Source organism: Oceanicola sp. S124 (assembly GCF_000220565.1).
Lineage (GTDB): Bacteria > Pseudomonadota > Alphaproteobacteria > Rhodobacterales > Rhodobacteraceae > Pseudooceanicola.
Genome location: NZ_AFPM01000242.1, coordinates 1 through 7,130, shown reverse-complemented (window position 1 = coordinate 7,130; position 7,130 = coordinate 1). Strand labels below are relative to the sequence as shown.

Sequence of the window (7,130 nt, the reverse complement as noted above, 5' to 3'; positions counted from 1 at the left end):
GGGCGCAACTCGTGGCTGGCGACCCTCCGGCGGGCGCGGCTGAAACCCGGGCGGGTCACGGCGATGCTGGCCGGGCTGACCCAGCAGGCGCGGTTCGCCGAGGCGGCGGCCTGCGCGACGCGGTCCCAGCTGATCCATGTGGCGGCGGGCGAGGACGCGCAGAAGGGCGACTTCACCACGCTCTACTTCGAGATCACCGCGGCCGAGGCCGAAGACGCCCTGCGGCCGCTTGCGGGCTGATCAGCCCGCCCCGCCCTGCCAGCCGGTGACCCGGCACGCGATCCCGGCAGGCAGCGCGCGGTCGGAATTGTCGATCTCGGCCAGCACCGAGAAGGTGTTCGAGGCCACGTCGAGGAAGGGGTCGATGGCCACCACCTGCCCCGTGACCTCGCCGCCGGTCAGGTCGATGGCGAACGTGATCTCGTCGCCGGCCTCGATCTCTCCGTAGAAGGCATCGGTAAAGACCATCTCGGCGCGCAGGGTGTCGATGTCGATCAGGCGCAGCAGCGGGTCGGTGCCGATCAGCTCGCCCACGGCGACCCCGACCGTGGCGACGTAGCCGGTGAAGGGCGCCAGCACCACCGTGCGTTCCAGCGCCAGCTCGGCGCGGTTGCGCTCGGCCACCGCCAGGCGCAGCTCGGTCCGGGTCTTCTCGAGCTCCTCGCCCGAGACAAGGTTGCGCTGGCCCAGCCGGTCGAGCCGCTCCAGCCGCGCGGTCAGATCCTCGATGGTGATCTCGGCCAGCGCCAGGTCGGCCTCGACCAGCGCGCGGTCAAGCTGCACTAGGATCTGCCCCTTCTGCACAAGGTCGGCGCGCTCGGCGCGGACCTCGGTGACGATGCCCGTGCGCTCGGACCCGACGTCCGAGACATGCAGCGGGGACAGCAGACAGGTCAGCGGCTGCGGTGCCGTCTGCTGGGCGGCAGCGGGAAGCGGGACGAGGGCCAGCAGGCCAAGGAAGACGGCGCGTTTCATGGTGAAAGCCTAGCGGATGCCAAGCTGGCGCGCCAGTTCCTGTTCGCGCAGCAGCGTCGCCCGGCGCAGCGACAAAGCCCGGCCATCGCGCGCGCCCTGCATCCGCGACAGCGCCCGGCGCGGGAACAGGCGCAGCCGCAGCAATGCCATGCAGAGCGCCCGGGTCAGCCCCGGCACCCCTTCCGACAGCCCCCGGTCTGTCAGCGCGATCTGGCGCTCGTAGCTGCCCGGGTCGCCCTGCCGCCCGGCGCGGCCGTAAAGCTGCCGTTCCAGCCGCCCCGAGGCCATGACCGAGGCGATGATCACATGCAGCCCACCCGCCGCGCGCACGCTCTCGGCCAGGCCGATATCAGTGCCGCGTCCGGCAAGGTGAGTGGCGATGGTGATGCGGCCCGGCTGGCCCGCCCCGGCGACCAGCTCGGCCTCCTGCGCCTCGGCCAGGGCATCGAGCACGGCGACCTCGCGCCCCCGGGCGGCGAAAGTGGCGCGCAGGGCCTCGGCCTCGGCAACGTCGTTGAGGCCGATCAGAACCGAACGCTCCCGCGCCACCTCTTCCGCGCGCGCGGCGATGGCCTGCCACTTGCGCGGCGCATCGCGGTGGATGCGCAGGCCGAGGTCCTTCAGCCGCGAGGGCGCATGGGGTTTCACCGGGCGCACCGCCAGCCGGTAGATCGACCAGAACTCGGCCCGGCATTCATGGGCGGTGCCCGTGAGGCCCGCCAGGTGGCGATACGAGCGGAAGAAGCTCTGCTGGGTGATCTGGCCAACGGTGCGCGCCTCGGCGGAGGGGGGCACGCCCTCTTTCAGCTCGACCATCTGCTGCATTCCGTAGGCCCACTTGCGGTCCTCCATCAGGCGGCCCGTGGCCTGGTCGATCATCAGCACCTCGCCCTCGCGCAGGATGTAGTGCACCCCGTCGCGGAAGTTGTGCAGGGCGGTCAGGGCCATCTCGGCCAGTGTCACCAGCCCGTCGTCGCGCGCCGCCGGGTGGGACCAGTGGCGGGCCTGTTCGGCCAGCGCCGAGATCCCCGCCTCGGTCAGGCGCCAGCTGTCGCGGCTGTCCCTGCTGCGTTCGCGCCCCGGGCGCGTGGCGCGGGCGAACTCCAGCAGGTCGGTGAACAGGCGGATGTCGGCGGCGGGCGGCTCGGCCGTCGGTTCTGACAGGATCATCGGCACGGTGGCATCGTCGATCAGCACGCTGTCGACCTCGTCCACCACGGCAAAGCTGCGGCCCATCTGGCGCGCCGTATGCGCCGCCTTGCCCTGCCGCGCCTCGCGCAGGTCGCGCAGGGCGTCGAAGACGAAGGTCTTGTTGGTGCCGTAGACGATATCGTGGTCGTAGGCCGCGCGCTTCTCGTCATCGGTATGTTTCTGCAAGACCACGGTCGAGGTCAGCCCGAGGCGGCGGGCCATGGGGGCCATGCCCTCGTGATCCCGGGCGGCGAGGTAGTCGTTGACGGTGATCACATGGGTGAAGATGCCGACCCGCGCGGCGGCCAGCGCGGTCAGCGCGGCGGCCAGCGACTTGCCCTCGCCTGTGCGCAGCTCGACGCATTCCCCGGCCAGCAGGCGCAGGGCGCATTCGATCTGGTTGTCGCGCAGCGAAAGGCCGGTCTCGCGGCGGATGACCTCCAGCACCAGGGCCAGCACGGCGGCGCCCTCGCGCGACAACAGGGCCTCGGCGGAGATGTGCAGGGCGGCGTTGACCTCGACGAGGTCGTCATCCGAGAGCGGTTGCAGCAGCGCCCAGGTCTCGCGGGTGGCGGCGATCAGGCGGGCGGGGGCCAGCCCGCCCCTGCCCCGGCTCAGTCGCCAGCCGATGGTGTCGTCGAAGAACAGCCGTGCCCGGCCCAGGCGCGACAGCTCGCGCCGCACCGGATGGCGGCGGGAGCGGCGCCAGGCGCGCAGGCCCGGCGGAGCGGTGTCGGCCAGGCTCATGCTGCGGCCTCCGGGGCGCCCGTCATAGGCGGATCACCCGGACGAAGAGGCGGCGCAGGTGGAACAGCAGCTGTTCCGCCGCCGTCGCCCGCCCCAGATCGACCCGGGCGTCAAAGCGCATCCCGGCGCGCGCCGACAGGTCGCCCTCGGGCGTGGCCCAGAGGATCCAGCTGGCGATCAGCACCCGGCCCTCGCCACCGGGGCTGGCCGGCAGCGGCCCCCCCGCAGGGGCCAGCAGCGCCTCGGGCACCTGGCCGCCGCTGTCGACCACGCTGTCGCGCAGCACCGGCAGGGACATCTGCGCGCCATCGGGAAACAGCAGGTCGACCCGCTGGCTGTCGCGCGCCCGCCCCGAATAGGAGGCCGGGAAGGCCATGGGCAGCTCGATCGCATCCCCCGCCTGCACCTCGCCCAGCCGGTCGCCGCGGAACAGGAAGGCGCCCTCAAGCGGCGCCCGCGCCCCGTCCCAGGCCAGCCGCCCGGCGCGGGGCGCGGTGACAGACAGGGCGGCAACCCGTTCCCCGGCACGCTCCAGCGCCTCGGCGGTGATCTGATGCTCGCGCTCAAGGCGCTGGCGTTCGAGGGGGGCAAGGCCGGCGCGGGTCAGCGCCTCGGAGAGGTAGGCCAGGCTGAGGGTCAGCGCCTCGCGCCGGGCCAGAGCCTCGGGGTCTTCGAGGCGCAGGATCTCGTCGCCCGCCGCCACCTGGGCGCCATCGGCCACGCGGAAGGCGGCGACCCGCGCCGTCGTTCCGGCGGTGACCTGGGCGGCGGGCAGCAGGGTCACCTGCCCCTCGCCCCGGGCCGAGAAGGGCAAGGGCACGAAGCCTGCCAGCCCGACCACCACGGCGATGAACAGCAGGAAGCGCCCCCCGGCGCGGCGTTGACGGTTCTGGGACCTGGCCATGCGCCACCCCTTTCGCAAAGTCTTGTAAGGGGGCCAGAGCAGCCCCATCACCACCGCCCAGGCCGCCAGCAGCAGCCCCAGCAGGAAGAACCAGTTGGCCACCACGAAGGCGATGGTCAGGGTCAGCAGCATCCGGTAGGCCAGCGCCCCGGTGCCATAAAGGGCGAAGATCCGCGCCTCGCTGCGGCTGACGTCCAGCTCGGGGCGCAGCCCGCAGATGCGCCACAGGAACCGGTCCTGCAGGAAGGCCCCGGCGCGGGAGGCGAGGTTGGGCAGCTCAAGCCAGTCCGAGAGCACGTAGTAGGCATCGAACTTCAGCAGCGGGTTGCCGTTGAACAGCAGGGTCGAGACGGTGCCGAGCAGGATGAAGTTGAACAGGATGGCGCGTTCCAGTCCCGGTTCCAGCGACAGCCAGAGGATCAGCGCCAGCGAGGCCATCACGAGTTCCGCCAGGATCCCGGCCCCGCCGACCAGCATCCGGGCGCGCTTGTCCGGCAGGGCGTTGGCCTCGCTGGCCTCGACATAGGGCACCGGGAAGAAGACGAGGAACATGACCCCGCATTCGCGCACCTTGCCGCCGAAACGGTAAAGCGCGAGGCAATGGGCCATCTCGTGGAAGAACTTCATCACCGGATAGGTCAGCGCCACGCCGATCAGCCGCGATTGCGACAACAGCGCCTGGTCGGCGCCCTGGGTCAGCTCTGGCAGGTGCATCAGCCCCAGGACCAGCCCGGAGAGCAGCAGCGCCGCCACCAGCACCCCGCCGAAGGGCGTGAAGAGCCAGGCGACGAAGGGCCAGACCGCGCGTACCAGCGGCTCGGGATCGAAGAGCCGGACCTTGATCGACAGCGGCGAGGCGGCGCGGCTCTCGATCTGCTGGGACCGGCGGCGGGTGTCGCGTTCAGTCAGGCTTTCGGCGTCGATCTCATGATCCGACAGCACGAGGCCGGAGGACACCAGTTGCAGCAGCCAGTCGACCAGCTCGGTCTGGGTCGGCGCAGTGGCGGGGCGGCGGATCATCTCTTCCCAGAGCGCCTGCGCCGTGCGCCGCCCGTCAAGCATCCGCCACAGATCCTGCGCCCGCGCCGACAGGCGCACGTGCTGGCCGGTGATGCGGTCCGAGAGCACGATATAGGGCTCGCCCCGGAAGACCTGCGCCGAGGCGCTGACGGCGGCGCGGCGGCGAAAGCGGCGTTCGGCGAAGAGGTGCCAGTCGGGGTGACGCAGCCCGGCCATGGGCCTAGCTCCAGCGCCAGAGGGTCCGACGGAACCAGCGTGCCGCGCCGCGCGTCCAGGCCTTCAGCGCCGAGGTCTCGCCAAGGTCCAGCCGCGCCACGCCGCGCATCCCGTCCAGCAGGTCCAGCGCGGGGGCCGCGTCGAAGTCCAGCCAGACCGGGAAGCTGTTGATGCCCTCGCGTTGCTCGGGGCGCCCGCCCATGGCGGCCAGCGTCACCGACAGGGGTGCATCCGGGTAGGCGGTCAGCAGCAGGCTGCCGGGGGTGCCGACGGGCAGGTCGGAGATCCAGTCCTCGTCGACGAAGGCCAGCACGCGGAAGGCGCCCGAGGTCGCCAGCTCCATCAGCGGCTCACCCAGCCGCACGCGGTCACCGACCCGGCGCCAGGCGTCACCACCGACCACCACGGCCTCGGAGGGCGCGGCGAAGGTGGCAAGATCAAGCTGGCGCTCGGTCAGCCCGAGATCGACCTGGGCCTGTTCGCGCTGCGCCTCCAGCAGGCGCACCTGGGCGGTGTCGCGCTGCGCACGGGCGGTGGCGGCCTCGCTCTCGATCTCGGCGATGCGGGCGCGGATCTGGTTGAGGCGCAGGCGCAGGTCGGCATCCTCCATGGCGACCAGAAGGTCACCGCCCTGCACCCGGTCGCCCAGCTGGAAGGGTGCGCGCGACAGGAACCCGTCGAAGGGGGCCGAGACCACCTGCCGCTCACGTGCCTCGACACGGGCGGTGAAGGAGGGCGCGATGCGGGCGGGCACGAAGGCCAGCGTCACGGCGGCCCCGACAAGGATCAGCAGCGCCAGCTTCAGCTTCCAGGCCGTCTTGCCGAAGAGCGCGATGAACAGCCCGGCCAGGAAGTTGCCAAAGCGGCGCAGCGGCGCGGGATGGGCCCGGGCCTGAATCGTCAGAGCCTCGCCCAGAAGCCCCGAGAGCGTTTCGGCCCCCTCGGCGCGCAGTCCCTGCCCCTCGCCCGGCGGGAAGATCAGCACCACCACGGCGCCCGCCCTGTCGCCCTGCCAGACCGGCAGGATCAGCCCGCGCGCGCCGCCGAGGCGCTCGACCAGCAGCTGTGCCTCGTCCAGCAGGCGGGCGGTCAGCGGATCCTCGCGGCCCGGATCCTCGTCCAGACCCTCGGGCGGCGGGCCCTCGGCCGGGGCGGTCAGCATCGGGGTGCGGTGGCGCAGGGCCAGACCGGCCAGCGCCTCGATCGCCTGGCGCGCATCCGAGGGCCGTTCAATCCCGCCCCCACCCGAGATGGCAGCCAGTTTCGGCGTCTCGGCCCGGACCCAGCAGACGCCGGTCAGCGCGGGCTGGAAGGCGCCCTCCAGCCGGGCGATCCACTGGTCGGCCAGCACTCGGCGTTTGCGGGCCCGCGCGGCCTCGATCAGCACCTGCGCCCCGACGGCACCGCCAAGGGCCCGCGCCTCGCCCGCCTCCTCGCGGTCGTTCAGCGCGGCGACCAGCAGCCAGCCGGTGCGCGCCTCGATGGCGTTGAGCGTGGTCTGAAGCTCCCCGGGAGAGATCCCCGCCAGCCGCAGGATCAGGACAAGGTCCAGCCCCGGCCCGCCGACCATGTAGGTCGCCAGCCAGCCCTCCTGCCCCTCGCCCATGGCCTCGACCGCGCCCCCGGCATCGGGATCGAAAGCGGGCAGCACGCGGCGGTGCACCTGCATCGGCAGGTCACCGAGCCGCGCCGCCTCGGTCCAGTCGCCGCCCTCGCCGAGGAAGGCCTGCACGCCCTTCAGCCCCGGCAGCACCGCAAGGTGCCGCCGCAGCGCGCGCTCGAAGAGCGGCATGGTCAGAGGGGCCGTCATGGTCATCCGGTCAGGTTTTCAGCAGGCATTCAGGCAGCATCGCCACCCTTGCCGAAGCGCCAGCTCTTGATGGTCCACGAGGGCGCCCCGGAGGCCGGAGTATTGGCCACCTTCTGACCTGCCGCAAGGGCCCAGCCCATGGCGGTATCCGTGGCCTCCGGCGCCGGCAAGGCGCGTGCCTCTTCCAGCGGCGGCGCCTCGGCGCCGGTTCGGGCGGGTGTCCTCGGCCGGGCGTTCCTCGTTCCTCCTACGGTCGCCGACCGTCCT

6 protein-coding genes are annotated in these 7,130 nt (G+C 72.3%); 1 reads left to right on the top strand and 5 read right to left on the bottom strand.

The window, feature by feature from the left end:
- Positions 1-240: hypothetical protein (locus OS124_RS27560; RefSeq protein WP_010140972.1), on the top strand; the 240-nt coding region annotated here is incomplete at its 5' end.
- Here OS124_RS27560 and OS124_RS0116760 read toward each other — a convergent pair.
- The 5 genes from OS124_RS0116760 to OS124_RS28085 form a co-directional block, all read right to left on the bottom strand.
- Positions 241-975, bottom strand: coding sequence for an efflux RND transporter periplasmic adaptor subunit (locus OS124_RS0116760; protein ID WP_010140971.1), 735 nt, complete (start codon positions 973-975; stop codon positions 241-243).
- A gap of 9 nt (positions 976-984) precedes the next feature.
- Positions 985-2,913 (bottom strand): preprotein translocase subunit SecA, encoded by a 1,929-nt coding sequence (locus OS124_RS0116755; protein WP_010140970.1) that lies wholly within the window; start codon positions 2,911-2,913, stop codon positions 985-987.
- Positions 2,914-2,935: 22 nt separating this feature from the next.
- Entirely contained in the window at positions 2,936-5,053 is a 2,118-nt protein-coding gene (locus OS124_RS0116750) for a peptidase M50 (RefSeq protein ID WP_010140968.1), read from the bottom strand.
- A gap of 4 nt (positions 5,054-5,057) precedes the next feature.
- Entirely contained in the window at positions 5,058-6,863 is a 1,806-nt protein-coding gene (locus tag OS124_RS0116745) for an efflux RND transporter periplasmic adaptor subunit (protein ID WP_138919576.1), read from the bottom strand.
- Positions 6,864-6,892: 29 nt separating this feature from the next.
- A partial coding sequence (locus OS124_RS28085) for a hypothetical protein (protein WP_237708133.1) occupies positions 6,893-7,130 on the bottom strand: 238 nt, incomplete at its 5' end.

Coding starts and splice junctions, on each gene's coding strand:
- OS124_RS0116760 (WP_010140971.1), bottom strand. CDS start 975: ATGAAACGCGCCGTCTTCCTTGGCCTGCTGGCCCTCGTCCCGCTTCCC.
- OS124_RS0116755 (WP_010140970.1), bottom strand. CDS start 2,913: ATGAGCCTGGCCGACACCGCTCCGCCGGGCCTGCGCGCCTGGCGCCGC.
- OS124_RS0116750 (WP_010140968.1), bottom strand. CDS start 5,053: ATGGCCGGGCTGCGTCACCCCGACTGGCACCTCTTCGCCGAACGCCGC.
- OS124_RS0116745 (WP_138919576.1), bottom strand. CDS start 6,863: ATGACGGCCCCTCTGACCATGCCGCTCTTCGAGCGCGCGCTGCGGCGG.